We start from the raw sequence: 26,071 nt of genomic DNA on the forward strand, positions 1-26,071 counted from the left end.
GGGACGGGAGCGGGACGACGGAGGAAGCGGCGTGACGGCGGGGCGGTGGCGGCGTGACGTCCAGGGTGGGAGCGGCATGAATCCGAACGGGGTGTGTTTCACGTGAAACTTCCGGGCCATGATGCGATCGCCCGCCAGGCGGGCGAGCATCTCGTGACCCACCAGGTGAAACTGCCGCGGAAGGTCGTCGAGCGTCCGATGCGGCAGGTCGCCAAACGGCTGGCGATGGCCTTGCTGGTGCTGGTCGCCACCGCGCTGATCGTCTGGTTCGACCGCGACGGCTACACCGACAACTCGGACGGAAGCGTCGACCTGCTCGACTCCTTCTACTACGCGACGGTGACCCTCTCGACCACCGGCTACGGCGACGTCACCCCGACCAGCGACGGCGCCCGGCTCATCAACATCCTGCTCATCACGCCACTGCGGGTGCTGTTCCTGATCATCCTGGTCGGCACCACGCTGGAGGTCCTCACGGAACGCACCCGTGAGGAATGGCGCCTGAACCGCTGGAGGGCGGCCTTGAGGGATCACACCGTCGTTGTCGGCTTCGGGACCAAGGGCCGGTCGGCCGTCGAGACCGTCTGCGCGACCGGGCTGAAGAAGGAGCAGGTCGTGGTCGTCGACCCGAGCCCCAGGGTGGTCGACGCGGCGACCGCCGAGGGATACGCGGGGGTGATCGGCGACGCCACGCGCAGCGATGTCCTGATGCGCGCCGAGCTCCACCGGGCCCGCCAGATCATCATCGCCACCCAGCGCGACGACACGGCCGTGCTCGTGACCCTGACGGCCCGGCAGCTCAACCGCGGGGCGAAGATCGTCGCCGCCGTGCGCGAGGAGGAGAACGCGCCGCTGCTCAAGCAGTCCGGCGCCGACGCGGTCATCACCAGTGCGAGCGCGGCCGGACGACTGCTCGGCCTCTCCGTCCTCAGCCCCGCCGCCGGCATGGTGATGGAGGACCTGATCCATCAGGGCAGCGGGCTCGACATGGTCGAACGGCCCGTCATAAAGGCAGAGGTGGGCAAGGGGGTCCGCGAGACCCCCGACCTGGTGGTCAGCGTCGTCCGCGGGCATCGCGTCCTCGGGTACGACGATCCGGCCGTCGGCACACTCCAGTTGACGGACCGGCTCATCACGATCGCGCGGGCCACCCCGGGCACCCAGGTGACACCGGGGAACCGGCTCCGCCCGCAGGACTAGGGAGCCACCGCCCAGGAGTAGCGTCGTCCCCATGTACGCGATCACGATTCCTGAACCTGGTGGGCCCGAGGCGTTGGTGTGGGACGAGGTCCCCGATCCGGTGCCGGGCGAGGGCGAAGTGCTGGTCGAGGTGGTGGCCAGCGCCGTCAACCGCGCCGATCTGCTCCAGCGGCAGGGCATGTACAACCCGCCGCCCGGAGCCTCCGCCTACCCCGGGCTCGAATGCTCGGGACGCGTCGTCGAGGTCGGTACCGGCGTCTCGGGCTGGGCCGTCGGCGACGAGGTGTGCGCGCTGCTCGCGGGCGGCGGATACGCCCAGAAGGTCGCCGTACCGGCGGGACAGCTGCTGCCCGTGCCCAAGGGTCTGAACCTGCTGCAGGCGGCGGCGCTGCCCGAGGTGACGTGCACCGTCTGGTCGAACGTCTTCATGGTCGCCCACCTGCTCCCGGGTGAGACGCTGCTCGTGCACGGCGGCTCCAGCGGCATCGGCACCATGGCGATCCAGCTGGCCAAGGCCGTCGGCGCGAAGGTCGCCGTCACGGCCGGCACGAAGGAGAAGCTCGACTTCTGCGCCGAGCTGGGCGCGGACATCCTGATCAACTACCGCGAGCAGGACTTCGTCGAGGAGATCGAGCGGGCGACGGACGGGGCGGGCGCCGACGTCATCCTCGACAACATGGGCGCCAAGTACCTCGACCGGAACGTGCGTGCCCTCGCGGTGAACGGGCGGCTCGCCATCATCGGCATGCAGGGCGGGATCAAGGGCGAACTGAACATCGCCACCCTCCTGAACAAGCGCGCCGCCGTCACCGCCACCTCGTTGCGCGCCCGGCCGCTCAGTGAGAAGAAGGCGATCGTTGCGGCCGTACGCGAGCACGTGTGGCCGTTGATCGACGGCGGTCACGTCCGTCCGGTCGTCGACCGTGAGCTGCCGATGAGCGAGGCGGGCGAGGCGCACCGGGTGCTGGAGGAGAGCGGTCACATCGGCAAGGTCCTGCTGGTCGCCCCGCAGAGCTGACCCCTCCCGGCTTCGAGGCGCACCGTGTCCCTCGCGGTGCGCCTCAGCCGCGGCGGACACGCAGGCCCACGAAGGCCAGACCCAGGCCGAGGCCGACGAGGATCAGGCCGCCGCCCAGCGGCAGCATCTGCCACACCGGCTCGGTGGTGGACCCGGGGCCCACGACGCTCTGCTGCACGGGAGCCGTTTCCTGCCCCGACGCGTCGGGGACGTCACCCACCTGGCTGAGTCCGTCGCCGATGTCGCTGCCGATGTCCGTGCCGGGGTCCGAGTCCTCGGGTTCCGGGGGGTCCTCGTCGGGGCGCCCCGGACGCACGCGGCCCTCGCCGGCGAGGCTGCCGGCGCGCGAGGCGTCCGGCGTCGGGATGGCCCGTCCGGGTTCGGGGACACCGGGTCCGGGCTGTCCGAGGGAACCGGTGGACGCGAGGGTGCGGGCGTCCGGCGGGGCGGCGCTCGCCGAGGGGCCGGGGCCGCACAGCAGTGCGGCCGCGAGGAGTCCGGCCGTGGGCAGTACGCGGAGCCATGGAGTCACGCCGGTGACCCCCTCCCGGTGCGGTTCGCCAAGACGTGCCGTGATCGACGGGACAAGCCTCACATGACGGGCCGTTCCCGGCATCCCGGCGGAAAGTGACGCTCCGCGAGCGCCCGCGGACCGTCTGCGCGGCTCCCGGCGGGGAACGGCCGCCCTCGTACCTGGTGGATCACCGTGTGGAGGGGGCGCCACCGTGATGAAGTGCACGGGTGCGAGAGAATGGCGGCATGGAGATGCCGAGGAACGAAAGGTCGCCGGAGAACCCCCAGATCCTGGTTGTCGGCCAGGACGGTATGGCTCTCGGTGGCACCGGAGACGAGGACTCCCGCGAGGTCCCGGTCACAGAGATGGTGGAACAGCCCGCCAAGGTGATGCGTATCGGCAGCATGATCAAGCAGCTGCTGGAGGAGGTGCGCGCGGCACCTCTGGACGAGGCGAGCAGGGCCCGGCTCAAGGAGATCCACGCCAGTTCCGTGAAGGAGCTGGAGGACGGTCTGGCCCCCGAGCTCGTCGACGAGCTGGAGCGGCTCTCCCTGCCCTTCGCCGACGAGACGACGCCCAGCGACGCGGAACTGCGGATCGCGCAGGCCCAGTTGGTGGGCTGGCTCGAGGGACTCTTCCACGGGATCCAGACGACCCTCTTCGCCCAGCAGATGGCGGCGAGGGCACAGCTGGAGCAGATGCGCCGTGCGCTTCCGCCGGGAGTCGGCGGCGCGGAGGGCGACGAGGACCCCCGTACAGGGGGCCGCTCGGGCGGACCGTACCTGTAGCCGGAGGGATCACCGGGTACTCCCGGACACCTGATTCGCCCACGTCACCCCGAACGAGACGGGCCCGGCACCGAGGTGCCGGGCCCGTTCACGTCGGTGCGGGTGCGGGGTGGCTCAGGACGGGTCGCCCGAGGACACCTTCAGCTCGATCTCCGGCATCTTCCTGGGATCGACGTCCGTGCCCGCCGACGGGAACTGATCCATGATCGTGTCCTCGCCGTACGTGTTCTCGTCGACGCGGGTGACCTTCATCTGCCAGCCGGCGGCCTGGAAGCAGGACTTCACCGAGGTGAGGTTCTTGAAGTGGAAGTCCGGGACCTGGATCTTGTCGGGGTCGTCGTAGGACTCCTGCGCGTCGGTGCACGTGTCGGTGTCGATGGTCTTCGACGTGTCCGGACCCTTGTGGCCGGCGACCACGGAGGGCGACGCGCTGGTCGTGTCGTCACCGCCCTTGGTGTCGTCGTTGCCGCCGCCGCTCAGGGTGAGAGCGGCGACCAGGCCGCCGATCGCGAGGAGTGCGACGACGATCGCCCCGATCACCACACCCCTGTTGCTCTTTCCGCCGCCCGAGCCGCCCGACGCGGGCGCCGGGTGCTGCGGAGTGAGGTTGTACGGCGGCGGGGTCGTCGTGCCGTGCTGCGGGGCGTAGGCGGAGGTCTGCTGCGCCGGCGTCTGGTAGCCGCCCTGCTGCGGGTAGCCGTAGGCGGGGGCGGGTGTGCCGTACGGGCCCGGCTGGTACGGGGTCTGTACGGGGCCCGGCGCGGGGGTGCCCTGCTCGACCGGCGGGAAGACGGCGGAGGCGACGCCCGCACCGCTCGGCGTCTGGGCGCCCGGCACGATGCTCGGCGGGGCCGCGTGGAAGGACTGGGCGACTCGCAGGCACTCGTCCCGCATGGCCTCGGCGCTCGGGAAACGCTCGTTCGGGTTCTTCTTCAGCGCGCGGGCGACCAGCGCGTCCACCCCGGGAGGCAGCGAGCGGTTCACCGAAGAAGGCGCGACCGGCTCCTCCTGGACGTGCGCGTACGCGATGGCCAGCGGGGAGTCCGCCTCGAACGGCAGCCGCCCGGTGACCAGTTGGAACAGCATGATGCCGACCGAGTACAGGTCGGAACGGGCGTCGACGCCCCGGCCGAGCGCCTGCTCGGGGGAGAGGTACTGCGGGGTGCCGACGACCATGCCGGTCTGGGTCATGGACGTGACGCCGGACTGCATGGCGCGGGCGATGCCGAAGTCCATGACCTTGACGACGTTGCGCTTGTTCATCATCACGTTGCCCGGCTTGATGTCCCGGTGGACCAGGCCCATCTCGTGGCTGATCTCCAGCGCCGCCAGCACGTCCGCGGTGATCTTCAGGGCCTTGTCGGCGGGCATCGCGCCGTACTGCTGGATGTCCGCGTCGAGGACCGAGCCGAGCGGCTTGCCCTCGATGTACTCCATGACGATGTACGGCGTCGTCATGCCGTCGAGGTCGTCCTCGCCGGTGTCGAAGACCGAGACGATGTTCGTGTGCGTGAGCTTGGCCACCGACTGGGCCTCGCGGCGGAAGCGCTCGCGGAACGCCTGCTCACGGCCGAGCTCGGTGTGCAGCGTCTTGATCGCGACCTGCCGGTCGAGCACCGAGTCGTACGCGAGGTGCACCGAGGCCATGCCGCCCTCGCCGAGCAGATCGCGCAGCTGGTAGCGGCCGCCGGCGACCGCACGCCCCGCATACCGGCCCTGTGCGCCGTCCTGGCTCATCTTCTGCGTCCCCCGCGGCCGTGATCGATTGGCTTATTCCGGGCCAAGTCTGCCCGAGGGCACTGACACGTCAAGCGCGGTGCCCGTTCCGTGACCGTCTGCGAAAGAAGCGTCGCGGAAGCGTTACAGGTGCCGCGCGGCCGGTACACAGAATTTGCACGCACGGACCTGGGACGGGTTGGATGGCCCGTCCATCTCACTTTCATCTCGGGCCGGAGCCTTGCACGGAGCCTGTAGCGTGGCCCGACGGAGACCGTAACAACCACCGCGCAGACCGCGGGCAGAAACGACGGCGAGGACTGATGGCACAGCAGCAGCGCGCTCAGGGCCCGTCCGACCCCGAGGCGACTGGCGGCGGTATGTCAGATGCGCCGGAGTTGTGGGGTAACGGCGGGCTGGTCGGCGACGGCCGATATCGGCTGACACGCAGACTCGGCCGGGGCGGCATGGCCGAGGTGTTCGCCGCCGAGGACGTGCGCCTCGGGCGGACCGTCGCGGTCAAGCTGCTCCGGTCCGATCTGGCCGAGGACCCCGTGTCCAAGGCGCGCTTCACGCGCGAGGCCCAGTCGGTCGCGGGGCTCAACCACCACGCCGTCGTCGCCGTGTACGACTCCGGCGAGGACGTGGTCGGGCACGGCGTCGTCCCGTACATCGTGATGGAGATCGTCGAGGGTCACACGATCCGCGACCTGCTGATCAACGCCGAGGCCCCCGGGCCCGAGCAGGCGCTGATCATCGTGTCCGGTGTCCTGGAGGCGCTCGCCTACTCGCACCAGCACGGCATCGTGCACCGCGACATCAAGCCGGCGAACGTGATCATCACGGAGACCGGCGCGGTCAAGGTCATGGACTTCGGCATCGCGCGCGCCCTGCACGGCGCGCAGTCGACGATGACCCAGACCGGCATGGTCATGGGCACGCCGCAGTACCTCTCCCCGGAGCAGGCGCTCGGCAAGGCCGTCGACCACCGCTCCGACCTGTACGCCACCGGCTGTCTGCTGTACGAACTCCTCGCGCTGCGGCCCCCGTTCACCGGCGAGACGCCGCTCTCGGTGGTCTACCAGCACGTCCAGGACACCCCGGTACCCCCGTCGCAGGTGTCGAACGCGGCGCCGCCGGAGCTCGACGGGCTCGTCATGCGTGCCCTCGCGAAGGAGCCGGACGACCGGTTCCAGACCGCCGAGGAGATGCGCGGTCTGGTCCAGTACGGGCTGCAGATGCTGTACGACCAGGGCAGCCACACCGGCACCTGGAACACCGGCCCGGTCACCGTCCACGACGGGCTGAACACCCCCGCGGCCGGCTTCGCGGGGACGGCCGCGATGCCGCACCCCGGCGACTCCGGGACCGCGCAGATCCCGGCGCCGATGATCCCGCCCTACGGCGGCGGTGACGACGGCGGCTTCGAGGGACGCGGCAACAAGGGCGGCGGCCGCGGAAAGCTGTGGATCCTCGCGGTGTTCGCCGTGATCGCGATCGCGGCGGGTGTCGCGCTGGCGCTCAACACCGGCGGCGGCGGAGGAGGCGGAGGGACGGGCACGTCGGAGAAGCCGACCAGCACGCACTCCACCAAGGACAACGAGTCCGACCAGACGCCCAGCGACGACACGACGGACCAGTCGACGGACGACACCTCGGGCGACAACTCGACGGGCACGGGCGACACCCCGGACTACACGCCCTCGGAGACGCCGTCCGCGAGCGACGAGCCGACCGACGAGCCGACGGACAAGCCGACGGACAAGCCGACGGACAAGCCGACCAAGCCGACCGAGAAGCCGTCGGAGGACCCGGTGACGCCCACCACGACCCCGACGCAGTCGGAGGACCCGGGCGACGGCGGCGACGGCGGAGTGACGACAGACGGAGTGGGCGGGCTCTGATCGGAGCCCACGACGGCCGGACGGTGTCCGGACGGCCCTGAGACGACAGACGCGCGCGTGGAGCCCGAGAAGGGGCTCCACGCGCGCGTGTCTGTGTCACAAGGTCTCAGAGTCACAGGACGAGGCAGCCGCCCGTCACGGGACCCGCTTCCGGTGCCGTTCCAGGTCGTCCCCCGCCGAGTTCACGCTGGCGAACCGGGGCTCGATGCCGAGGTAGACGGGCTCGTAGGGAGCGCCGTCGACGAGCGCCGGGGCGGGGCCGAACAGCTCCCGTTCGGCGGCGGTCGGCTCGACCGGCTCGCACCGGCCCACGATCTGCACGGACCACAGACTCTCGCCGCGCCGCGCGCGGCTCAGGTTGTCGGTGCCGTACGCGACGACGCTGCCGGCGCACGCGAGGTGGTAACCGCAGTTCAGGGGCATGCGCAGCAGGACGCGCCCGTCCACGACGATGTGGCGGGCGAGCGCGAGGAAGGGCATCGCGCGCATGCTGGTGGCCACCCGGCCGTAGTCGGAGCGGGCGATCAGTTCCACGGCGAGCTGCACGTCGGCGGGCCGCTGGAGGGCCGGACGTTCGTCGGTGGGCATGCCCCCAATGTCCGGGACGAGCGAGGCGGGGAAAAGGGGCACCCGCCCTCCGAAGAGGGGCCTTAAGTCCCTGGTCGGTCACGTTCCTCATCGATCAGCGGTGCTGTTGTTCCGCCTGCATGCGCGCCACATAGGCGGCAGCCTGGGAGCGGCGTTCCATTCCCAGCTTGGACAACAGGCTGGACACGTAATTCTTGATCGTTTTCTCGGCGAGGTGCAGTCGCTCCCCGATCGCGCGATTGGTGAGCCCCTCGCCGATCAGGTCGAGAATCCTGCGTTCCTGGTCCGTGAGCCGCTCGAGTTTCCCGTCGCCCTTGGGAGCCCCTCCGTCCCGCAGCCGCTCCAGGACGCGGGCCGTGGCCACCGGGTCGAGCAGGGACTTTCCGGCCGCCACGTCCCGGACGGCCGCGAGCAGCTCATTGCCGCGGATGTCCTTGAGGACATAGCCCGAGGCACCCGCCATGATCGCGTCGAACAGGGCCTCGTCGTCGGAGAACGAGGTCAGCATCAGGCACTTGATGTCCTCGTGCGCGGAACGGATCTCGCGGCATACCTCCACGCCGCTGCCGTCGGGAAGGCGGACGTCGAGGACGGCCACGTCCGGACGGGTCGCCGGGATACGGGCCAGTGCGTCGGCCGCCGTTCCCGCCTCGCCGACCACCTCGATGTCGTCCTCGACCGAGAGCAGTTCGTGGACCCCGCGGCGGACCACCTCATGGTCATCGAGGAGAAATACACTGATTTTCCCGGTTTGCGGCACGGTGTCAGTGTCACACACGATCATGGCCATTGCCCTCGGGTGAGCTCTTCCCGTGCCCGGGGTGGCCGGGATAACGTGCCGGTGTTCCGGCCCCCTGCAAGGCTGTAACCAGTGCTGTGACCAGCGACTGTTCCCGACCGGCTCGGTTTAGTAGGAAATCCACGTTTCGAAGTAGTTGGATTTCCTATCAAAATCGCAGGTCAGGAGAGGTTTCACAGAATTGTGAAGCACTGGGTAACGTGACTTGTGCAGGGCGCTCGCCGGGGCACCTGTCACGCCTGTTCCCGGCCGAGTGGCACCCACCCCGTGCACGGGTGCCGGAACAGGTGAGCCGATTCCCCGAGCCCAAAAAGCGGGCGAGGGGGACCCCAGCCTTCCGGCAATCCCGGGGGCCGGACCGACGGAGGAGCACACGTGACCGTGGAGAGCACTGCCGCGCGCAAGCCGCGACGCAGCGCCGGTACGAAGAGCGCCGCGAGCGCCAGTACGACCGGTACCAAGAGCGCCGCGAGCAAGCGCGCCGGCGCGGCCGCCAAGAAGTCCCCGGGGGCGACGGGCGGCGAGCCGGAGCTCGTCCAGCTGCTGACCCCTGAGGGCGAGCGCGTCCAGGACGCCACGTACGACCCGTACGTCGCCGACATCACCTCCGAGGAGCTGCGCGGCCTGTACCGGGACATGGTCCTGAGCCGCCGCTTCGACGCGGAGGCGACGTCCCTGCAGCGTCAGGGCGAGCTGGGCCTGTGGGCCTCGATGCTCGGCCAGGAGGCCGCCCAGATCGGTTCGGGCCGCGCCACCCGCGACGACGACTACGTCTTCCCGACCTACCGCGAGCACGGCGTCGCCTGGTGCCGCGGGGTCGACCCGACGAACCTGCTCGGCATGTTCCGCGGCGTGAACAACGGCGGCTGGGACCCCAACAGCAACAACTTCCACCTGTACACGATCGTCATCGGCTCGCAGACGCTGCACGCCACCGGCTACGCCATGGGCGTCGCCAAGGACGGCGCGGACTCGGCCGTGATCGCGTACTTCGGTGACGGCGCCTCCAGCCAGGGCGACGTCCTGGAGGCCTTCAACTTCGGGGCGGTCTACAACGCGCCCGTCGTCTTCTTCTGCCAGAACAACCAGTGGGCGATCTCCGAGCCGACCGAGCGCCAGATGCGCGTGCCGCTGTACCAGCGCGCGCAGGGCTTCGGCTTCCCCGGCGTGCGCGTGGACGGCAACGACGTGCTCGCCAGCCTCGCCGTGACCCGCTGGGCGCTGGAGCGGGCCCGTTCGGGCGAGGGCCCCACCCTCGTCGAGGCCTTCACCTACCGCATGGGCGCGCACACCACCTCCGACGACCCGACGAAGTACCGGGCCGACGAGGAGCGCGAGGCATGGGAGGCGAAGGACCCGATCCTGCGCCTGCGCACGTACCTGGAGGCCGCAAACCACGCGGACGAGGGATTCTTCGCGGAACTCGAAGCCGAGAGCGAGACGTTGGGCAAACGAGTACGCGAAGCCGTGCGGGCCATGCCCGACCCGGACAGCCTCGCCATCTTCGAGCACGCGTACGCGGACGGGCACGCGCTCGTCGACGAGGAGCGAGCCCAGTTCGCCGCCTACCAGGCGTCGTTCGTGGACGAGGGGGGTAACTGACATGGCCGCGGAAAAGGTTGCGCTCGCCAAGGCGATCAACGAGTCGTTGCGCAGGGCCATGGAGTCCGACCCCAAGGTCCTGATCATGGGCGAGGACGTCGGCAAGCTCGGCGGCGTCTTCCGTGTCACCGACGGGCTCCAGAAGGACTTCGGCGAGGAGCGGGTCATCGACACCCCGCTCGCCGAGTCGGGCATCGTCGGCACCGCGATCGGCCTGGCCCTGCGCGGGTACCGCCCGGTCGTGGAGATCCAGTTCGACGGCTTCGTCTTCCCGGCCTACGACCAGATCGTCACGCAGCTCGCCAAGATGCACGCGCGGGCGCTGGGCAAGATCAAGCTCCCCGTCGTCGTCCGCATCCCGTACGGCGGCGGCATCGGCGCCGTCGAGCACCACTCGGAGTCCCCCGAGGCGCTGTTCGCGCACGTCGCCGGCCTCAAGGTCGTCTCGCCGTCGAACGCCTCGGACGCCTTCTGGATGATGCAGCAGGCCATCCTGAGCGACGACCCGGTGATCTTCTTCGAGCCGAAGCGGCGCTACTGGGACAAGGGCGAGGTCACCTGGTCCACCAGTGGCTCCGACGCGGACGACGCCATCCCCGGGCCGCTCCACAAGGCCACCGTGGTGCGCGAGGGCAGCGACCTGACCCTCGTCGCGTACGGCCCGATGGTGAAGGTCTGCCTGGAGGCCGCCGCGGCCGCCCAGGAGGAGGGCAAGTCGATCGAGGTCCTGGACCTGCGCTCGATGTCCCCCATCGACTTCGACTCCGTCCAGGCCTCCGTCGAGAAGACCCGGCACCTGGTCGTGGTGCACGAGGCCCCGGTGTTCCTGGGCACGGGCGCGGAGATCGCGGCCCGCATCACCGAGCGGTGCTTCTACCACCTGGAGGCGCCCGTCCTGCGCGTCGGCGGCTATCACGTCCCGTACCCGCCGGCACGCCTGGAAGAGGAGTACCTTCCGGGCCTGGACCGGGTGCTCGACGCCGTCGACCGCTCGCTGGCGTACTGAGGAGAGGGTCGTGACGACGATGACTGAGAAAGCGTCGGGACTCCGCGAGTTCAAGATGCCCGATGTGGGCGAGGGACTCACCGAGGCGGAGATCCTCAAGTGGTACGTCCAGCCCGGTGACACCGTCACCGACGGCCAGGTCGTCTGCGAGGTCGAGACCGCGAAGGCCGCGGTCGAACTGCCGATCCCGTTCGACGGTGTGGTGCACGCACTGCACTTCCCCGAGGGCACCACGGTGGACGTCGGCCAGGTGATCATCGCGGTGGACGTGTCCGGCGGAGCCGCCGCACCCGCGGCTCCCGCCGCGGAACCCGTGGCCGCGCCGGCCGCGGAGCCCGCTCCCGCTGCGGAGGCCAAGCCCGAGGGCCGCACGCCCGTCCTCGTCGGGTACGGCGTGGCGGTGTCCTCCACCAAGCGCCGCGCCCGCAGGGGCGTCGAGGTCCCGGCCCAGCAGGGCGAGACGCTCTACGCGGCCACCGCGCTCCAGTCCGAGCTGAACGGCCACGGCGCCGCCCCCGCGCAGCGTCCCCTGGCCAAGCCCCCGGTCCGCAAGCTCGCCAAGGACCTCGGGGTGGACCTGGCGACGATCACCCCATCGGGCCCGGACGGCATCATCACGCGGGAGGACGTGCACGCGGCGGTGGCCCCGGCGCAGGCACCGGCTCCGGCCGCCGTGCCGGCTCCGCAGGCAACGCAGGAGACCCCGGTCCGCGTCCAGGCCCCGGCTCCGGCCGCGTCGTACGACGGCGCGCGGGAGACCCGCGTCCCGGTCAAGGGCGTGCGCAAGGCGACGGCCGCCGCGATGGTCGGCTCGGCGTTCACCGCGCCGCACGTCACCGAGTTCGTGACGCTCGACGTGACGCGCACGATGCGCCTGGTCGAGGAACTCAAGCAGGACAAGGAGATGCAGGGGCTGCGGGTGAACCCGCTGCTGCTCATCGCCAAGGCCCTGCTGGTCGCGATCAAGCGCAACCCCGGGATCAACGTGTCCTGGGACGAGGGGCACGAGGGAAACGCCGAGATCGTCCAGAAGCACTACGTGAACCTGGGCATCGCCGCCGCCACGCCCCGCGGTCTGATCGTGCCGAACATCAAGGACGCGCACGACAAGACGCTGCCGCAGCTGGCGGAGGAGCTGGGCGCCCTGGTGGCGACCGCCCGTGAGGGCAGGACGTCTCCCGCCGCGATGCAGGGCGGCACCGTGACGATCACCAACGTCGGCGTCTTCGGCGTCGACACGGGCACGCCGATCCTGAACCCCGGCGAGTCCGCGATCCTCGCGGTCGGCGCGATCAAGCCGCAGCCCTGGGTGCACAAGGGCAAGGTGAAGCCTCGTCAGGTCACCACGCTGGCGCTCTCGTTCGACCACCGCATGGTCGACGGCGAGCTGGGCTCCCGGGTGCTGGCCGACACGGCCGCGATCCTGGAGCAGCCCAAGCGGCTGATCACCTGGGCGTAAGCCCGAGGGACGAACGGAAGGGGCCTGCCGCGCGATGGCGCGGCAGGCCCCTTCCCGTGCGCGGGGCTGATCGGCCCCCGCACGCGTGACTACTTGGCGAAGGCGTAGCTCATGATCTTCTTCGCGTCCGACTCACGGGCCGGGATGGACGTCGAGGCGAGGACCGTACCGATGACGGTCTTGCCGTTGCGGGTGGCGGCGAAGACGAGGCAGTACTTCGCCTCGGGGCCGGAGCCGGTCTTCACGCCGATGGTGCCGCTGTAGCTGCTGAGCAGACCGTTGGTGTTGGTCCACGCGGCCATGTTGCGGGTGGTGCCGGTCTTCGTGACGGTCTTCGCGGAGTACGACTTCGTCTTCACGATCGACTTGAACGTGGAGCTCTTCATCGCACTGCTGGCGATCTTCGTCAGGTCGCGCGGCGTCGAGTAGTTGGAGCCGTTGCCGATGCCATCGAACGAGTCGAAGTGCGTGTTCGTCAGGTGCAGGCTCGACGCGGCGGAGTTCATCTTGCCGATGAACGACTTCACGCGGGCGGCACGGGTCGAACCCGATCCGAACTTGTCGGCCAGCGCGTAGGCCGCGTCGCAGCCCGACGGCAGCATCAGCCCGTACAGGAGCTGGCGGACGGTGACCTTGTCGCCGACGATCAGGTGCGCCTGCGAGGCGTTGTTGGCGACGACGTAGTCGCTGTAGGCCTTCTGGATGGTGACCTTGGCGTCCAGGTTCAGGTTCGACTGGGCCAGCACCACCTTGGCCGTCATGATCTTGGTCGTGGAGCCCGTGGAACGCCGGGTGTCCGCCGCCTTGGTGTAGAGGGTCGAGCCGGTGCCGTTGTTCATCACGTAGCCGCCCTTGGCGGCGATCGTGGGCGTGGCGACGGCGCCGGCGGGTGCGGCGCCGAAGGCTCCGGCGGCCAGAACGGCGCCGGTGGTGACGGTCACAGCGGCGGCCCTGCGGAAACGCGTGCCCTTAATGCCGGTAATCAAAATGAACGCTCCGTATGCGCGAAATGCCCCTGGGAGAACGGCACATGACAATGCCGTCTGGTGTACCGACTCCCCAGAACGGCAAAGGGATGTACGGCGAAACGGTGAAGTTTATGTGACCTGCGTTACATCAAGTACCCGACGGGGTCCGCATGCTGGAACTCCGCCCGGCATGCGTACGTGTTGTATCTATGATGTGCGCATGCCTTCAGCCCCACCTGCCCCGGCGCGACAGCCCGTGAAGCAGCCGCCCGCCGCCGACCGCGTCTACGCACACGTCAAGCAGGGTGTCCTGGAACGCCGTTACGAGGGCGGGACGCTGCTCACCGAGGGCGAACTCGCCGACGCGGTGGGCGTCTCGCGCACCCCGGTCCGCGAGGCACTGCTGCGTCTGGAGGCCGAAGGCCTCATCAGGCTCTACCCGAAGAAGGGCGCGCTCGTCCTGCCCGTCTCCGCCCAGGAGATCGCGGACGTGGTCGAGACCCGCCAGCTCGTCGAGGAGCACGCCGCCCGCAAGGCCGTACCGGCGTCGCCGCGGCTCATCGCCCGCCTCGAGGAACTGCTCGCCCAGCAGAAGGAGCAGGCCGCCGCGGGGGACCTGGCCGCCGCCGCGGTCACCGACCGCTGCTTCCACGCCGAGATCGTCCGCAGCGGCGGGAACGAGATCCTCTCCCGGCTCTACGACCAGCTCCGCGACCGCCAGTTGAGGATGGGAGTCGCCGTGATGCACGCCCACCCCGACCGGATCACCAAGACCCTCACCGAGCACGAGCAGATCCTGCAGGCCCTGCGCTCCGGCGACGCCGACGCGGTGGTCGGCCTCATCCACGGACACGTCAGCTGGTTCTCCAACCTGGCCCGGGGCGAGGTCCGATGAGCTCCTCGGCCACGCTGCCCGGCGACCCGCCCGGCGGCCGGCGCGCCGTCGCCGTCTGGGGCGTCGGCGTCGCGGTCTACTTCGTCGCCGTCATCTTCCGTACGTCCCTCGGCGTGGCCGGGCTCGACGCGGCGGACCGGTTCCACGTGGGCGCCTCCGCCCTGTCCACCTTCTCCATCCTCCAGCTGCTCGTCTACGCGGGCATGCAGATACCGGTCGGGCTCCTCGTCGACCGGCTCGGCACCAAGAAGGTGCTGACCATCGGCGTCCTGCTGTTCACGGCCGGACAGCTGGGTTTCGCGTTCTCCTCCTCGTACGGCATGGCGCTCGCCTCGCGCGCGTTGCTCGGCTGCGGTGACGCGATGACCTTCATCAGCGTGCTGCGGCTCGGCACCCGGTGGTTCCCCGCCCGCCGCGGGCCCCTCGTCGCGCAGCTCGCGGGCCTGGTCGGCATGGCCGGCAACCTCGTGTCGACGCTCGTCATCGCCCGCCTGCTGCACGGAGTGGGCTGGACCGCCGCGTTCGCCGGCAGCGCCGCCGCCGGTGTCGTCGTCCTCGTCCTGCTGCTGCTCTTCCTGAAGGACCACCCCGAGGGGCACGAGCCCGAGCCGTTCCCGCACCGCGGCGCCGCCTACGTCCGCCGGCAGATCGCCGCTTCCTGGCGGGAACCCGGCACCCGGCTCGGTATGTGGGTGCACTTCACCACGCAGTTCCCCGCGATGGTGTTCCTGCTGCTGTGGGGGCTGCCGTTCCTCGTCCAGGCGCAGGGGCTCTCCCGGGCCACGGCCGGTGAACTGCTCACCCTCGTCGTCCTGTCCAACATGGTCGTCGGACTCGTCTACGGCCAGGTCGTCGCCCGGCACCACCAGGCGCGGCTCCCGCTGGCCCTCGGCACCGTCGCGGCGACGGCGGTCGTGTGGGCGACGGTGCTGGTGTACCCCGGCGAACACGCGCCGATGTGGACCCTGATCGTGCTCTGCACCGTCCTCGGGGCCTGCGGACCCGCCTCGATGCTCGGCTTCGACTTCGCCCGCCCCGCGAACCCGCCGGAACGTCAGGGAACCGCCTCCGGGATCACCAACATGGGCGGTTTCGTCGCCTCGATGACCACGCTGCTGGCCATCGGCGTCCTGCTCGACGCCACCGGCGACAACTACCGCATCGCCTTCGCCGCGGTGTTCGTCCTGCAGGCGCTCGGCCTCAGCCAGATCTTCCGGCTGCGCGGCCAGGCGGACCGTCGCGAGCGGGAACGGCTGGTGGCGAGCAGGGTGGAGACGGTGCACGTCCCCGCGTGACCGCCGGACGCCGCCGGGGCCCTGTGCCGCCTCCCGGCGCGGGGCCCGCCCGTGCCGTCCCGCCCGCCCGCCCACCCGGACGGACAGCCTCGTGGGCCGAAGGGCTACGGCGTGACCGTGAAGTTGCGCAGGATCGCCGTCGTCAGGTCCGGGTCGCCCTCGGTCTTGATCCGGTCGGCCACGGAATCCGCGGTCACCCGGCCGCAGGCGAGACGGACATAGGTCTCCCAGTCCAGCGACAGGCTCGCGGCGGGACCGAGGGAGGGCGCGCCGTCTATCGAACCGCGCCCGTCCGCGTCGATCCGGACCGTACGGAGGAACTCCACGGGCCCGTGCACGTCGAAGACGACCGCGGAGTTCGCCGGCGCCCCCGCGTCCTTCGCGACCACCTTCGGCAGAGCGGCCAGCAGGTCGTCCCGCACGATCAGCGAACCGGGGGAGTCGAGATTCCCCGGCTGTCCCAAGGTGACGCGCAGATCCTGCTCGTGCACCCACACGTCGAACGCGCGGTTGCGCATGGCCTGTTCGAGGGTGACCTCGGTGCCGAGGGGGCCGCGCACCTTGGCGTCGGGCTGGCGCGTCTCGTTCCGCAGCTGGCGGTTGCGGCGGATCACCGTGTACTCCAGCTCGGAGGTCATCTCCGGCGCCGTGTGGTGACGGCGCACGTCGACCTGCATCTCCATGTACCGCTGGTGCTCGTTCGACACGTGGTAGAGGTCGCGGGGGAGTGTGTGGATCGGCCGCGGGTCGCCGAGCATCTCGCAGTCCAGTCCGATGACATGCGAGACGATGTCACGAACCGACCATCCCGGGCAGGGAGTCCGCCGGTTCCACTCACCCTCCACAAGCGGCTGCACCAGCTCGGATATCGCGTCGATCGAGTGGGTCCAGGCGTCGGCGTAGGACTGAAGGCTGGGATGCAGACTCACGGAACGGGACCCCTCGGGCGGTTGGACGCGGGCAGTGCACAGGCAGCGGGTGTCTTGGGACGCTAAGTTACGCTGCTGTGTGGCACCCCGGCAGTGCTTTCGTGTGACGATCGTAGGCCCGTATCGACGGCTCGAATGCCAGGACGGTGGTACTGTGCGCGCCTCTCTCCTCCAGATCGACGTAAACGACGACGAATCGGTCGCCGCGCGCCGGCGCCGTGTGGCGGATCTGGTACGAGATCAGGCCGGAGTCGATCTCGTCGTGCTCCCCGAGCTGTGGACCACCGGCGCCTTCGCCTACGAGGAGTTCGCGGCCGAGGCCGAACCGCTCGACGGCCCGACCCACGAGGCGATGGCCAAGGCGGCGAGCGACGCGGGCGTCTGGCTGCACGCGGGCTCGATCCCCGAGCGGGCGCCCTCCGACGGCTCCCCCTCCGAGGCCCCCCTCTACAACACCTCCCTCGTCTTCTCCCCCTCCGGAGAACGCGTCGCTTCCTACCGGAAGATCCACCGCTTCGGCTTCGACAAGGGCGAAGCCGTCCTCATGGCGGCGGGCGACGGACTGGTGACGGTCGGGCTCCCGCAGACCGTCATCGGCGTCGCCACCTGCTACGACCTCCGCTTCCCCGAGCTGTTCCGCGGCCTGGTCGACGCGGGGGCGGAGATCCTCGTCGTCCCGGCCGGCTGGCCCGAGCGGCGCCGCGCCCACTGGACCCTGCTCGCCCAGGCGCGCGCCGTCGAGAACCAGTCGTACGTCCTCGCCTGTGGAACGGCCGGTACGCACGCGGGAGTTCCCCAGGCCGGACACTCGATCGTCGTCGACCCGTGGGGAGAGGTCCTCGCCGAGGCGGGTTCCGGCGAGGAGATCCTCACGGTGGAGTTCGACCCGGCGAAGGTCGCGACGACCCGGGAGCAGTTCCCGGCGCTCAAGGACCGGATGCTGGGCCTGGAGCCTCCCCGCCGCTGACCCGGGCGCCCGGACCGGCCCGTCGTCGCGTTCCGGCGCCGTCAGTCGTCCCCCCGCTCCTTCTCCGCCAGGTGGATCACGCACACCGCCACCGCGATGAGCAGCGCCTGGTCCGCGTCCTCCCGGACGACGTCCACGCCGTACGTGTCGCGGACGTGCAGCCAGCGTCGGGAGATCTGCGCCAGCAGCTCGTTGTCGTAGTCGATGGCGAACTCGCGGTCGAGGATCTTGCCGCTGACGTCGAGTTCGGTGCCGTCGACCAGGGAGACCCGGTAGTGGTTGCGGAGCAGGGACAGACGCTTGCGCTTGATGGTCGCCAGCGGTTCGCCGTCCCGCTCGATGATCATCGTGTCGCGCAGCGCGAGCATCTTCTGGTGGATGTCGATCAGGACGCGTCCGCGGGTGTCCTTCAGCTCGAAGGTGTCCCGCAGCCGCATCGCCTTGCCGTCGACGAGGAAGACCTTGTTGCCGTGGTCGTCCTCGATCCAGTAGTCGTCACCGAAGCCGAGCAGCCGGTCGCGTACGAGGTATCTCATGTCCTCACCGGTTCCCCGACGGACACCCGGAAACGCCGCCGGTAGGCCGACGGACTGAGAGGGCGGGGGCCGCGGGGGCCGGAGGACGAGGTCGGGGCCGGCCGGAGGCGGGCGCTCGACGCGATGTCCGTGGCAGGTGGCACCCTTGATCCATGAACGACTCCGCCCCGACGTCGGCCCCGACGCCCACCTCCCGCCGTGCCCGTGTCCGTGCCCCCGAGCTGATCGGCGCGGGTGGCTGGCTGAACACGGGTGGTCAGCAGTACACCCTCGCCGACCTGCGTGGTCGGATCGTCGTACTGGATTTCTGGACCTTCTGCTGCATCAACTGCCTGCATGTCCTGGACGAGCTGCGGGAGCTGGAGGAGAAGCACCGGGACACCGTGGTGATCATCGGGGTGCACTCGCCGAAGTTCGTGCACGAGGCGGAGCATCAGGCCGTCGTCGACGCCGTCGAGCGGTACGGGGTGGAGCACCCGGTGCTCGACGACCCGGAGCTCGCGACGTGGAAGCAGTACGCCGTGCGGGCCTGGCCGACGCTCGTCGTGATCGACCCCGAGGGGTACGTCGTCGCGCAGCACGCCGGTGAGGGGCACGCCCACGCGATCGAGCGGCTGGTGGAGGAGCTGGAGGCCGAGCACGGGGCGAAGGGCACGCTGCGGCGCGGCGACGGGCCGTACGTGGCGCCGGAGCCAGAGCCGACCGTGCTGCGCTTCCCCGGCAAGGCGCTGGCCCTGCCGAGCGGAAACCTGCTGGTCAGCGACACCACCCGGCATCAGCTGGTGGAGCTGGCGGAGGACGGCGAGACGGTCGTGCGGCGCATCGGATCCGGCGTCCGGGGCTTCGTGGACGGCCCGGCGGACACGGCCGGATTCAGCGAGCCGCAGGGTCTCGCGCTGCTCGACGAGGGCACGGTCGTCGTCGCGGACACGGTGAACCACGCCCTGCGCCGGGTCGATCTGGCCTCCGGCGAGGTCGGCACGCTCGCGGGCACGGGCCGCCAGTGGTGGCAGGGGTCGCCGACCTCCGGACCCGCGCCCGAGGTCGACCTGTCCTCGCCGTGGGACGTCGCCCTCTTCGGCGGCAAGGTCTGGATCGCCATGGCCGGCGTCCACCAGCTGTGGGCGTACGACCCGGCGACGGAGACGGTCGGGGTCGTCGCGGGCACGACGAACGAGGGTCTGGTGGACGGACCGGGCCCCGAGGCGTGGTTCGCGCAGCCGTCCGGCCTCGCCGCCACCGAGGAGCGGCTGTGGCTGGCGGACTCCGAGACCTCGGCACTGCGCTGGGTCGACCGGGACGGCGCGGTGCACACGGCCGTCGGTACGGGGCTCTTCGACTTCGGCCACCGTGACGGTGCCGCGGACCAGGCCCTTCTCCAGCATCCGCTGGGCGTGACCGCGCTGCCGGACGGCTCGGTCGCGGTCAGCGACACGTACAACCACGCGCTGCGCCGGTACGACCCGGCGACCGGTGAGGTGACGACGCTGGCCACGGATCTGCGGGAGCCGAGCGACGCCGTGCTGGTCGGGGCCGACATCGTGGTGGTGGAGTCGGCCCGGCACCGGCTGACCCGGCTGCGGCTCCCCGAGGAGGCGGTGCGGGTGGAGTCGGTCGCCCACCGCACCCAGCGCGCGGCGACCGAGGTCACCCCGGGCGCGGTCCGGCTGGACGTCATCTTCCAGGCTCCGGCCGGGCAGAAGCTGGACACCCGGTACGGACCGTCCACGCGCCTGCTCGTCTCCGCGACGCCGCCGGAGCTGCTGCTCACGGGTGAGGGCGCGGGGACGGATCTCGCGCGGTCCGTGGAGCTGAACCCGGCCGTGGAGGAGGGTGTGCTGCACGTCTCGGCGATGGCCGCTTCCTGCGACGACGACCCGGCGAACGAGTACCCCGCGTGCCATGTCCACCAGCAGGACTGGGGCGTTCCGGTCCGGCTCGTCGAAGGCGGTGCGGACCGGCTGCCCCTGGTGCTCGCCGGCATGGACGGCTGAGGGCGGCCGAGAGACAGCTGACCGACGGTGAACGGCTGAGTTCGCCCGGCCCTGCTGAACCGGACCAGGAGCGGTCCGGTTCAGCAGCGGCGGCTGTACGGCCGGCGCGGGCTCGGAGAATCGCCCGGCCGTCGTCGTCGGACGGCTTCGGATCGGCTCGACGAAGCCGCACGGAGCGGCATCGGCTCGTCGGAGCCGTCCGGTTCGGACCGGCCGCCCGTGGGTGTCGGACCGGGCCGGACGCCCGTGGACGTCCGCTCGCGGTCAGACGCCGTAGCCGTCGTGGTAGCCGTCGCCGCGGTGGTGACGCTCCTCCACCACCGTGGTGGTCGGCTCCATGACCACGCGGCGCCGACGGGCGACGCTGCTGAAGGTGGCCACGCCGATCAGACCGACGATCATGAGGATCACGCCGACCACGTGGAGGTTGACCCCCGCCATGTGCCAGTCGGTCGCGAACGTGAGGATCGCACCTGCGGCGATCAGGATGATGCATCCGCCCAGGCCCATGGGTGTCCGCCTCCTTGAAGTAGCAACTCGGAGTCATTCGGGGCTTGTTCCGGGTACCCGGGACCCCGCGAGCCATGCGGAGGCGAGCGCTCACGTCACAGGCCGCCGGTCCCGGACGCGGGGCGGCGGCCTGTGACCTGGGGCGGGGGCTATCCCTCCAGGAACGCCACCAGCGCGTTCGTCAGGAGGAACGGGTCGTCGGCGCCGCAGAGTTCGCGGGCGCTGTGCATGGAGAGGATGGCCACGCCGATGTCGACCGTCCTGATGCCGTGCCGGGCGGCCGTGATGGGACCGATCGTCGTGCCGCAGGGCATGGAGTTGTTGGACACGAAGGACTGGAAGGGCACGCCGGCCTTCTCGCAGGCGGCGGCGAACACGGCACGGCCCGAACCGTCGGTGGCGTAACGATTGTTGACGTTCACCTTGAGGATGGGCCCGCCGTTGGCGCGCGGGTGGTGCGTCGGGTCGTGCCGCTCGGCGTAGTTGGGGTGCACCGCGTGACCGGTGTCGGAGGACAGGCAGACGGTGCCGGCGAAGGCGCGTGCCCGGTCCTCGTAGGAGCCGCCGCGGGCGAAGACCGAGCGTTCCAGTACGCCGCCGAGCAGTGGTCCGTCGGCGCCGGTGTCGCTCTGCGAGCCGTTCTCCTCGTGGTCGAAGGCGGCGAGGACGGGGATGTACGACAGTCCGGTGTCGGCGGCGGCGACGGCGGCCAGGGCGGCGGTGCCGGCGTGCACGGACAGCAGGTTGTCCATCCGTGGGCCCGCGACCAGCTCCTTGTCGCGGCCGAGGTAGGCGGGTCTCTCGACGGAGTGGGTCATCAGGTCCCAGCCGGTGACCTCGCCTTCGGGCAGCCCCGCCTCGTCCTCCAGGAAGGCGATCAGGTCGCCCTCGCGGGGGTCGCCGAGGCCCCAGATCGGCTGGAGGTGGCGCTGCTTGTCGAGCTTGAGGCCGTCGGTGCTGACCGACCGGTCGAGGTGGATGGCGAGCTGCGGTACGCGCAGCAGGGGCCGGTCGATGTTGACCAGACGGCTGGAGCCGTCGCGCAGGGAGAGGCGTCCGGCGAGGCCCAGGTCGCGGTCGAGCCAGGAGTTCAGCAGGGGTCCGCCGTAGATCTCGACGGCCACCTGGCGCCAGCCGTGCGCGCCGGTGTCCGGCAGCGGCTTGACGCGCAGGTTGGGGGAGTCGGTGTGTGCACCCACGATCCGGAACGGCGTGTGGGGCTCGGCCCCCTCCGGCACGTACCAGGCGACGATCGCGCCGCCGCGCAGCACGTACTTGCCGCCGCTTGTGGCGTCCCACGCGTCGGTCTCGGCGACCTGACGGAATCCGGCCTTCTCGAGCCGCTCGGCGGCGGTCGCCACGGCGTGGTACGGCGTCGGGCCGGCCGCGAGGAAGGACATGAGGTCGTCGGTGTGGCCGCGGTCGAAGCGGGTGGGTGCACTCATGGGTTCACCTTAACGACGCACGAGGGCCCGCTCCCGGGGATGGGAGCGGGCCCTCGTAAGGGGGATGTGAAGGGCGGACACCTTGGGGCACCTGACTGGATGGACAGGTTCCGGTTCGGTGGACCGCCTGGCGCCCGAGGGGCCGGCGCCTCTAGAAGGCGGCCTCGTCCAGCTGCATCAGGTCCAGGTCGACGCCCTCGGCGAGCTTGCGGGCGCCGGTGACGCCCGGCAGGACATTGGCGGCGAAGAACTTCGCGGCCGCGATCTTGCCGGTGTAGAAGGCCTTGTCCTTGGCGGCGGCCGTCTCCAGCTTCTCGGCGGCGACGGCGGCACCGCGCAGCAGCAGGTAGGCGACGACGACGTCGCCGGAGGCGAGCAGCAGGCGGGTGGTGTTGAGGCCCACCTTGTAGATGTTCTTGACGTCCTGCTCGGTGGCCGCGAGGTCGGTGAGCATCAGGCCGACGATGGCCTCCAGCTCGACGGCCGCCTTGGCGAGCTGCTCACGGGCGGCGGAGAGGTCCTCGCCGCCGGTGCCGAGCGCCAGGAACTTCTTGATGTCCTCGGCGAGGGAGTTCAGCGCGGTGCCCTGGTTGCGGACGATCTTCCGGAAGAAGAAGTCCTGGCCCTGGATCGCGGTGGTGCCCTCGTACAGGGTGTCGATCTTGGCGTCGCGGATGTACTGCTCGATCGGGTACTCCTGCAGGAAGCCGGAGCCGCCGAACGTCTGGAGCGACTGGGCGAGCTGCTCGTAGCCCTTCTCGGAGCCGTAGCCCTTCACGATCGGCAGGAGCAGGTCGTTGAGGGCCTCCAACGCGGCGGTGTCCTCGCCGGTGGTCTCCTTGACCTGGATCTCGTCCTGGATCGCGGCGGTGTGCAGGACCAGGGCGCGCATGCCCTCGGCGTAGGCCTTCTGCGTCATCAGCGAGCGGCGCACGTCGGGGTGGTGCGTGATGGTGACCTTGGGCGCGGTCTTGTCCATGAAGTTCGCCAGGTCGGGACCCTGGACGCGCTCCTTGGCGTACTCCAGGGCGTTCAGGTAGCCCGTCGAGAGGGTGGAGATCGCCTTCGTGCCGACCATCATGCGGGCGAACTCGATGATGCGGAACATCTGGCGGATGCCGTCGTGCTTGTCGCCGATCAGCCAGCCCTTGGCGGGGTGGCGGTCGCCGAAGGTCATCTCGCACGTGTTGGACGCCTTGAGGCCCATCTTGTGCTCGACGTTCGTCGCGTACGCGCCGTTGCGCGCGCCCAGCTCGCCGGTCTCGAAGTCGAACTCGTACTTCGGGACGAGGAAGAGGGACAGGCCCTTGGTGCCCGGTCCGGCGCCCTCGGGGCGGGCGAGCACGTAGTGGAGGATGTTCTCCGACATGTCGTGCTCACCGGACGTGATGAAGCGCTTCACGCCCTCGATGTGCCAGGAGCCGTCGTCCTGCTGGACGGCCTTGGTGCGGCCGGCGCCGACGTCCGAGCCCGCGTCGGGCTCGGTGAGGACCATGGTGGAGCCCCACTGCTTGTCGACGGCGATCTTCGCGATGTGCTTCTGGACGTCGTTGCCCTCCTCGAAGAGGATCCCGGCGAACGCCGGGCCCGAGGAGTACATCCACACGGCCGGGTTGGCGCCGAGCACCAGCTCCGCGTAGGCCCAGATGAGGGAGCGGGGGGCGGTGGAGCCGCCGATCTCCTCGGGCAGGCCCAGACGCCAGTACTCGGAGTCCATGAACGCCTGGTACGACTTCTTGAAGGAAGCCGGGACCGGGGCGGTGTTGGTCTCGGGGTCGAAGACGGGAGGGTTGCGGTCGGCCTCCGTGAAGGACTCGGCCAGCTCGTTCTCCGAGAGGCGTGTCAGCTCCTCCAGGATGCTCTTGGCGGTGTCCGTGTCCATCTCCGCGAACGGGCCGGTGCCGTACAGCTTGTCGCGCCCGAGTACCTCGAAGAGGTTGAACTCGATGTCGCGGAGATTCGACTTGTAGTGCCCCATGGCGACGGCTCCGTTAAGGGATCGGCGAGGCACTGACTCCTCGCGCCTAGATTCACGTACCAGCAAGTAGCTACGATGATGCTACCCGTCAGTAATAAGAAGCAACCCCGGATGGGCCATATGTGGCCCACTACTCTTTGACGCATGTACGGCTACGAGCAGAGCGCAGGCGCCCAGCAGGGGTACGTCCCGCCGCAGCAGCAGATGCCCGGGCAGATGCCGGGCGGGCAGATGCCCGGCGGGTACGGACAGCAGCCGCCGCTGTATCCCGAGCCGTCCCCGCCGTCCCTCGCGGACGCGGTCCGCGCGTTCACCACGGGCTCGATGGCCGCCGAGGACTTCCAGCAGGTCTTCGCGACGTCCAAGGTGTACTGCCCGCGCGGCGACAACCCGGGGTTCCTGGCGCTGCACAACACGCAGCAGCCGGTCATCCCGATGTTCACCTCGCTCAAGGAGCTGCGCCGCTACGCCGGCAAGGAGTCCAAGTACTTCGTGATCACCGGCGCCGAGGTCATCGACCTGCTGCCCACCGGCTACGGCTTCGTGATCGACATGGAGGGCGAGCACCGGATGGTCTTCGACGCGAAGGCCGTGGAGCAGATGGTGGACTTCGCGATGCGCCGTATGTACGGCTGACGCGCCGACGCCGTACGGCTGACGCGCCGACGCCGTACGGCTGACGTGCGGACGCCGTACGGCTGACGTCTCGACGCCGTACCGCCGGCGTGTGGCCGCCGTACGACTGGCGTGTCGCCGCGCGCCCGGCCCGAGGCCGGTGCCCCGTGATGCCGACGTGCCTCACCCGGACAGGGACGCCCGGAGGGAATGCCCTCCGGGCGTTCGTCGTTACGGGTGGCAGAAAGTTCAACGCTCAACTAAACTCGAAGCACAAGGAGGTACCGACATGCCTGCAGTGACCGTCGAGAACCCGCTGGCCCTGCCCCGAGTGGCTGCGCCGGCCGACGCCGTGGACCGTCCCGTGCTGACCGTGACGACCGCGCCCAGTGGCTTCGAGGGCGAGGGTTTCCCGGTCCGCCGCGCGTTCGCCGGGATCAACTACAAGCACCTCGACCCGTTCATCATGATGGACCAGATGGGCGAGGTGGAGTACGCGCCGGGCGAGCCGAAGGGCACCCCCTGGCACCCCCACCGCGGCTTCGAGACCGTGACCTACATCATCGACGGCGTCTTCGACCACCAGGACTCCAACGGTGGCGGCGGCACCATCACCAACGGTGACACCCAGTGGATGACGGCGGGCTCAGGCCTGCTGCACATCGAGGCGCCCCCGGAGTCTCTCGTCATGTCCGGCGGTCTCTTCCACGGCCTCCAGCTGTGGGTGAACCTCCCCGCCAAGGACAAGATGATGGCCCCGCGCTACCAGGACATCCGCGGTGGCACGGTGCAGCTCCTGAGCACCCCGGACGGCGGCGCGCTGCTGCGCGTCATCGCCGGTGAGCTCGACGGTCACCAGGGCCCGGGCATCACGCACACGCCGATCAGCATGGTCCACGCCACGGTGCGGCCGGGCGCCGAGCTCACCCTGCCGTGGCGCGAGGACTTCAACGGCCTCGCGTACGTCCTCGCCGGACGCGGCAGCGTGGGAGCGGACCGCCGGCCGGTGCACACCGGCCAGACCGCCGTCTTCGGCGCGGGCTCCTCGCTGACCGTGCGCGCGGACGAGCAGCAGGACTCCAACACCCCCGACCTGGAGGTCGTCCTCCTCGGCGGGCAGCCGATCCGCGAGCCGATGGCCCACTACGGCCCGTTCGTCATGAACACCCGCGACGAGCTGCAGCAGGCCTTCGAGGACTTCCAGAAGGGCCGCCTCGGGACGGTCCCCGCGGTGCACGGCATGTCGGAGGGCGGCCTCTGAGCGAGGCCGGGTCCTCCGGAGCGAGCGGCCCGCGGGCCGGGCGCCGCCGCTCGCGAGCGTTGAACACGGGAAGCCCCGTCCGCC

The 26,071-nt window shown here is 70.4% G+C and carries 23 protein-coding genes; 13 read left to right on the forward strand and 10 right to left on the reverse strand.

The features are described from left to right. Window positions 1-102: 102 nt before the first annotated feature. Both ACIRQH_RS08120 and ACIRQH_RS08125 read left to right on the forward strand, forming a co-directional pair. Complete coding sequence (locus ACIRQH_RS08120) at window positions 103-1,200, forward strand: potassium channel family protein (protein ID WP_358816886.1); 1,098 nt, start codon at window positions 103-105, stop codon at window positions 1,198-1,200. Window positions 1,201-1,231: 31 nt separating this feature from the next. Beyond that, window positions 1,232-2,218 carry an NAD(P)H-quinone oxidoreductase gene (locus ACIRQH_RS08125; protein ID WP_388868399.1) on the forward strand — a complete coding sequence of 329 codons (987 nt, stop codon included), beginning with the start codon at window positions 1,232-1,234 and terminating at the stop codon, window positions 2,216-2,218. Between the two features lie 43 nt (window positions 2,219-2,261). Here ACIRQH_RS08125 and ACIRQH_RS08130 read toward each other — a convergent pair whose 3' ends face one another. Beyond that, entirely contained in the window at window positions 2,262-2,750 is a 489-nt protein-coding gene (locus ACIRQH_RS08130) for a hypothetical protein (RefSeq protein ID WP_388868402.1), read from the reverse strand. A gap of 227 nt (window positions 2,751-2,977) precedes the next feature. Here ACIRQH_RS08130 and ACIRQH_RS08135 point away from each other — a divergent pair, with 227 nt between their 5' ends. Then, window positions 2,978-3,520 carry a bacterial proteasome activator family protein gene (locus ACIRQH_RS08135; protein WP_081218391.1) on the forward strand — a complete coding sequence of 181 codons (543 nt, stop codon included), beginning with the start codon at window positions 2,978-2,980 and terminating at the stop codon, window positions 3,518-3,520. 114 nt (window positions 3,521-3,634) lie between these two features. Here the strand turns inward: ACIRQH_RS08135 and ACIRQH_RS08140 are convergent, their stop codons facing one another. After that, on the reverse strand, window positions 3,635-5,257 hold the full coding sequence (locus ACIRQH_RS08140) for a protein kinase domain-containing protein (protein WP_358816889.1): 1,623 nt from the start codon (window positions 5,255-5,257) through the stop codon (window positions 3,635-3,637). Window positions 5,258-5,559: 302 nt separating this feature from the next. On the opposite strand from ACIRQH_RS08140, the gene ACIRQH_RS08145 reads away from it, so the two are divergent. Next, window positions 5,560-7,140: a protein kinase domain-containing protein gene (locus ACIRQH_RS08145; RefSeq protein ID WP_358816890.1), complete on the forward strand. Its 1,581-nt coding sequence runs from the start codon at window positions 5,560-5,562 to the stop codon at window positions 7,138-7,140. A gap of 135 nt (window positions 7,141-7,275) precedes the next feature. Here ACIRQH_RS08145 and ACIRQH_RS08150 read toward each other — a convergent pair whose 3' ends face one another. After that, window positions 7,276-7,728 (reverse strand): pyridoxamine 5'-phosphate oxidase family protein, encoded by a 453-nt coding sequence (locus tag ACIRQH_RS08150; protein ID WP_388868410.1) that lies wholly within the window; start codon window positions 7,726-7,728, stop codon window positions 7,276-7,278. Between the two features lie 94 nt (window positions 7,729-7,822). Further along, window positions 7,823-8,488: a response regulator transcription factor gene (locus ACIRQH_RS08155; RefSeq protein ID WP_358816892.1), complete on the reverse strand. Its 666-nt coding sequence runs from the start codon at window positions 8,486-8,488 to the stop codon at window positions 7,823-7,825. A 414-nt stretch (window positions 8,489-8,902) separates the two neighbouring features. On the opposite strand from ACIRQH_RS08155, the gene pdhA reads away from it, so the two are divergent. Genes pdhA through ACIRQH_RS08170 form a run of 3 tightly spaced genes read left to right on the forward strand, consistent with a single transcriptional unit; the run spans window position 8,903 to window position 12,594 of the window. Beyond that, on the forward strand, window positions 8,903-10,129 hold the full coding sequence (gene pdhA, locus ACIRQH_RS08160; RefSeq protein ID WP_388868413.1) for a pyruvate dehydrogenase (acetyl-transferring) E1 component subunit alpha: 1,227 nt from the start codon (window positions 8,903-8,905) through the stop codon (window positions 10,127-10,129). Window position 10,130: 1 nt separating this feature from the next. Next, on the forward strand, window positions 10,131-11,135 hold the full coding sequence (locus tag ACIRQH_RS08165) for an alpha-ketoacid dehydrogenase subunit beta (protein ID WP_358816894.1): 1,005 nt from the start codon (window positions 10,131-10,133) through the stop codon (window positions 11,133-11,135). A gap of 10 nt (window positions 11,136-11,145) precedes the next feature. Then, window positions 11,146-12,594 (forward strand): dihydrolipoamide acetyltransferase family protein, encoded by a 1,449-nt coding sequence (locus ACIRQH_RS08170; RefSeq protein ID WP_404224753.1) that lies wholly within the window; start codon window positions 11,146-11,148, stop codon window positions 12,592-12,594. An 89-nt stretch (window positions 12,595-12,683) separates the two neighbouring features. On the opposite strand, the gene ACIRQH_RS08175 is transcribed toward ACIRQH_RS08170, so the two are convergent. After that, entirely contained in the window at window positions 12,684-13,580 is an 897-nt protein-coding gene (locus ACIRQH_RS08175) for a D-alanyl-D-alanine carboxypeptidase (RefSeq protein ID WP_358816896.1), read from the reverse strand. Window positions 13,581-13,782: 202 nt separating this feature from the next. On the opposite strand from ACIRQH_RS08175, the gene ACIRQH_RS08180 reads away from it, so the two are divergent. Continuing rightward, window positions 13,783-14,457, forward strand: a complete 675-nt coding sequence (locus ACIRQH_RS08180; RefSeq protein WP_388700353.1) for a GntR family transcriptional regulator — start codon at window positions 13,783-13,785, stop codon at window positions 14,455-14,457. Then, complete coding sequence (locus tag ACIRQH_RS08185) at window positions 14,454-15,752, forward strand: MFS transporter (protein ID WP_358816898.1); 1,299 nt, start codon at window positions 14,454-14,456, stop codon at window positions 15,750-15,752. The genes ACIRQH_RS08180 and ACIRQH_RS08185 overlap by 4 nt, the downstream gene beginning before the upstream one ends. 104 nt (window positions 15,753-15,856) lie before the next feature. Here ACIRQH_RS08185 and ACIRQH_RS08190 read toward each other — a convergent pair whose 3' ends face one another. Then, window positions 15,857-16,681, reverse strand: a complete 825-nt coding sequence (locus ACIRQH_RS08190; protein ID WP_358816899.1) for a maleylpyruvate isomerase family mycothiol-dependent enzyme — start codon at window positions 16,679-16,681, stop codon at window positions 15,857-15,859. Between the two features lie 154 nt (window positions 16,682-16,835). Here ACIRQH_RS08190 and ACIRQH_RS08195 point away from each other — a divergent pair, with 154 nt between their 5' ends. Further along, window positions 16,836-17,648, forward strand: coding sequence for a carbon-nitrogen family hydrolase (locus ACIRQH_RS08195; RefSeq protein ID WP_358816900.1), 813 nt, complete (start codon window positions 16,836-16,838; stop codon window positions 17,646-17,648). Window positions 17,649-17,689: 41 nt separating this feature from the next. On the opposite strand, the gene ACIRQH_RS08200 is transcribed toward ACIRQH_RS08195, so the two are convergent. Next, the gene (locus ACIRQH_RS08200; protein ID WP_358816901.1) at window positions 17,690-18,184 is read right to left on the reverse strand and encodes an LURP-one-related family protein; all 495 of its coding nucleotides are present in this window, start codon (window positions 18,182-18,184) and stop codon (window positions 17,690-17,692) included. A 152-nt stretch (window positions 18,185-18,336) separates the two neighbouring features. Here ACIRQH_RS08200 and ACIRQH_RS08205 point away from each other — a divergent pair, with 152 nt between their 5' ends. Further along, on the forward strand, window positions 18,337-20,178 hold the full coding sequence (locus ACIRQH_RS08205; RefSeq protein ID WP_404224756.1) for a thioredoxin-like domain-containing protein: 1,842 nt from the start codon (window positions 18,337-18,339) through the stop codon (window positions 20,176-20,178). 264 nt (window positions 20,179-20,442) lie between these two features. Here ACIRQH_RS08205 and ACIRQH_RS08210 read toward each other — a convergent pair whose 3' ends face one another. The 3 genes from ACIRQH_RS08210 to ACIRQH_RS08220 all read right to left on the reverse strand — a co-directional run bounded on the left by ACIRQH_RS08210 (window position 20,443) and on the right by ACIRQH_RS08220 (window position 24,111). Beyond that, the gene (locus ACIRQH_RS08210; RefSeq protein ID WP_266847692.1) at window positions 20,443-20,688 is read right to left on the reverse strand and encodes a DUF6458 family protein; all 246 of its coding nucleotides are present in this window, start codon (window positions 20,686-20,688) and stop codon (window positions 20,443-20,445) included. 149 nt (window positions 20,689-20,837) lie between these two features. Then, a complete protein-coding gene (locus ACIRQH_RS08215) occupies window positions 20,838-22,133 on the reverse strand; it encodes a M18 family aminopeptidase (RefSeq protein WP_388868426.1) in 1,296 nt (431 codons plus the stop codon). 151 nt (window positions 22,134-22,284) lie between these two features. Then, window positions 22,285-24,111, reverse strand: coding sequence for an acyl-CoA dehydrogenase (locus ACIRQH_RS08220; protein ID WP_404224759.1), 1,827 nt, complete (start codon window positions 24,109-24,111; stop codon window positions 22,285-22,287). 144 nt (window positions 24,112-24,255) lie between these two features. Between ACIRQH_RS08220 and ACIRQH_RS08225 the strand changes: the two genes are divergently transcribed. Next, window positions 24,256-24,747, forward strand: a complete 492-nt coding sequence (locus tag ACIRQH_RS08225) for an SseB family protein (protein ID WP_081218408.1) — start codon at window positions 24,256-24,258, stop codon at window positions 24,745-24,747. A 268-nt stretch (window positions 24,748-25,015) separates the two neighbouring features. After that, window positions 25,016-25,987: a pirin family protein gene (locus ACIRQH_RS08230; protein ID WP_358816905.1), complete on the forward strand. Its 972-nt coding sequence runs from the start codon at window positions 25,016-25,018 to the stop codon at window positions 25,985-25,987. Window positions 25,988-26,071 lie beyond the last annotated feature (84 nt).

It is taken from the genome of Streptomyces sp. NPDC102279 (assembly GCF_044766365.1).
GTDB lineage: Bacteria > Actinomycetota > Actinomycetes > Streptomycetales > Streptomycetaceae > Streptomyces.

Excerpts from the sequence above, each read along its gene's own strand:
- ACIRQH_RS08125 (WP_388868399.1), top strand. The coding sequence starts at position 1,232 with ATGTACGCGATCACGATTCCTGAACCTGGTGGGCCCGAGGCGTTGGTG.
- ACIRQH_RS08215 (WP_388868426.1), bottom strand. The coding sequence starts at position 22,133 with ATGAGTGCACCCACCCGCTTCGACCGCGGCCACACCGACGACCTCATG.
- ACIRQH_RS08205 (WP_404224756.1), top strand. The coding sequence starts at position 18,337 with ATGAACGACTCCGCCCCGACGTCGGCCCCGACGCCCACCTCCCGCCGT.
- ACIRQH_RS08225 (WP_081218408.1), top strand. The coding sequence starts at position 24,256 with ATGTACGGCTACGAGCAGAGCGCAGGCGCCCAGCAGGGGTACGTCCCG.
- ACIRQH_RS08165 (WP_358816894.1), top strand. The coding sequence starts at position 10,131 with ATGGCCGCGGAAAAGGTTGCGCTCGCCAAGGCGATCAACGAGTCGTTG.
- ACIRQH_RS08150 (WP_388868410.1), bottom strand. The coding sequence starts at position 7,728 with ATGCCCACCGACGAACGTCCGGCCCTCCAGCGGCCCGCCGACGTGCAG.
- ACIRQH_RS08135 (WP_081218391.1), top strand. The coding sequence starts at position 2,978 with ATGGAGATGCCGAGGAACGAAAGGTCGCCGGAGAACCCCCAGATCCTG.
- ACIRQH_RS08230 (WP_358816905.1), top strand. The coding sequence starts at position 25,016 with ATGCCTGCAGTGACCGTCGAGAACCCGCTGGCCCTGCCCCGAGTGGCT.
- ACIRQH_RS08140 (WP_358816889.1), bottom strand. The coding sequence starts at position 5,257 with ATGAGCCAGGACGGCGCACAGGGCCGGTATGCGGGGCGTGCGGTCGCC.
- ACIRQH_RS08220 (WP_404224759.1), bottom strand. The coding sequence starts at position 24,111 with ATGGGGCACTACAAGTCGAATCTCCGCGACATCGAGTTCAACCTCTTC.
- ACIRQH_RS08145 (WP_358816890.1), top strand. The coding sequence starts at position 5,560 with ATGGCACAGCAGCAGCGCGCTCAGGGCCCGTCCGACCCCGAGGCGACT.
- ACIRQH_RS08200 (WP_358816901.1), bottom strand. The coding sequence starts at position 18,184 with ATGAGATACCTCGTACGCGACCGGCTGCTCGGCTTCGGTGACGACTAC.
- ACIRQH_RS08180 (WP_388700353.1), top strand. The coding sequence starts at position 13,783 with ATGCCTTCAGCCCCACCTGCCCCGGCGCGACAGCCCGTGAAGCAGCCG.
- ACIRQH_RS08210 (WP_266847692.1), bottom strand. The coding sequence starts at position 20,688 with ATGGGCCTGGGCGGATGCATCATCCTGATCGCCGCAGGTGCGATCCTC.
- ACIRQH_RS08185 (WP_358816898.1), top strand. The coding sequence starts at position 14,454 with ATGAGCTCCTCGGCCACGCTGCCCGGCGACCCGCCCGGCGGCCGGCGC.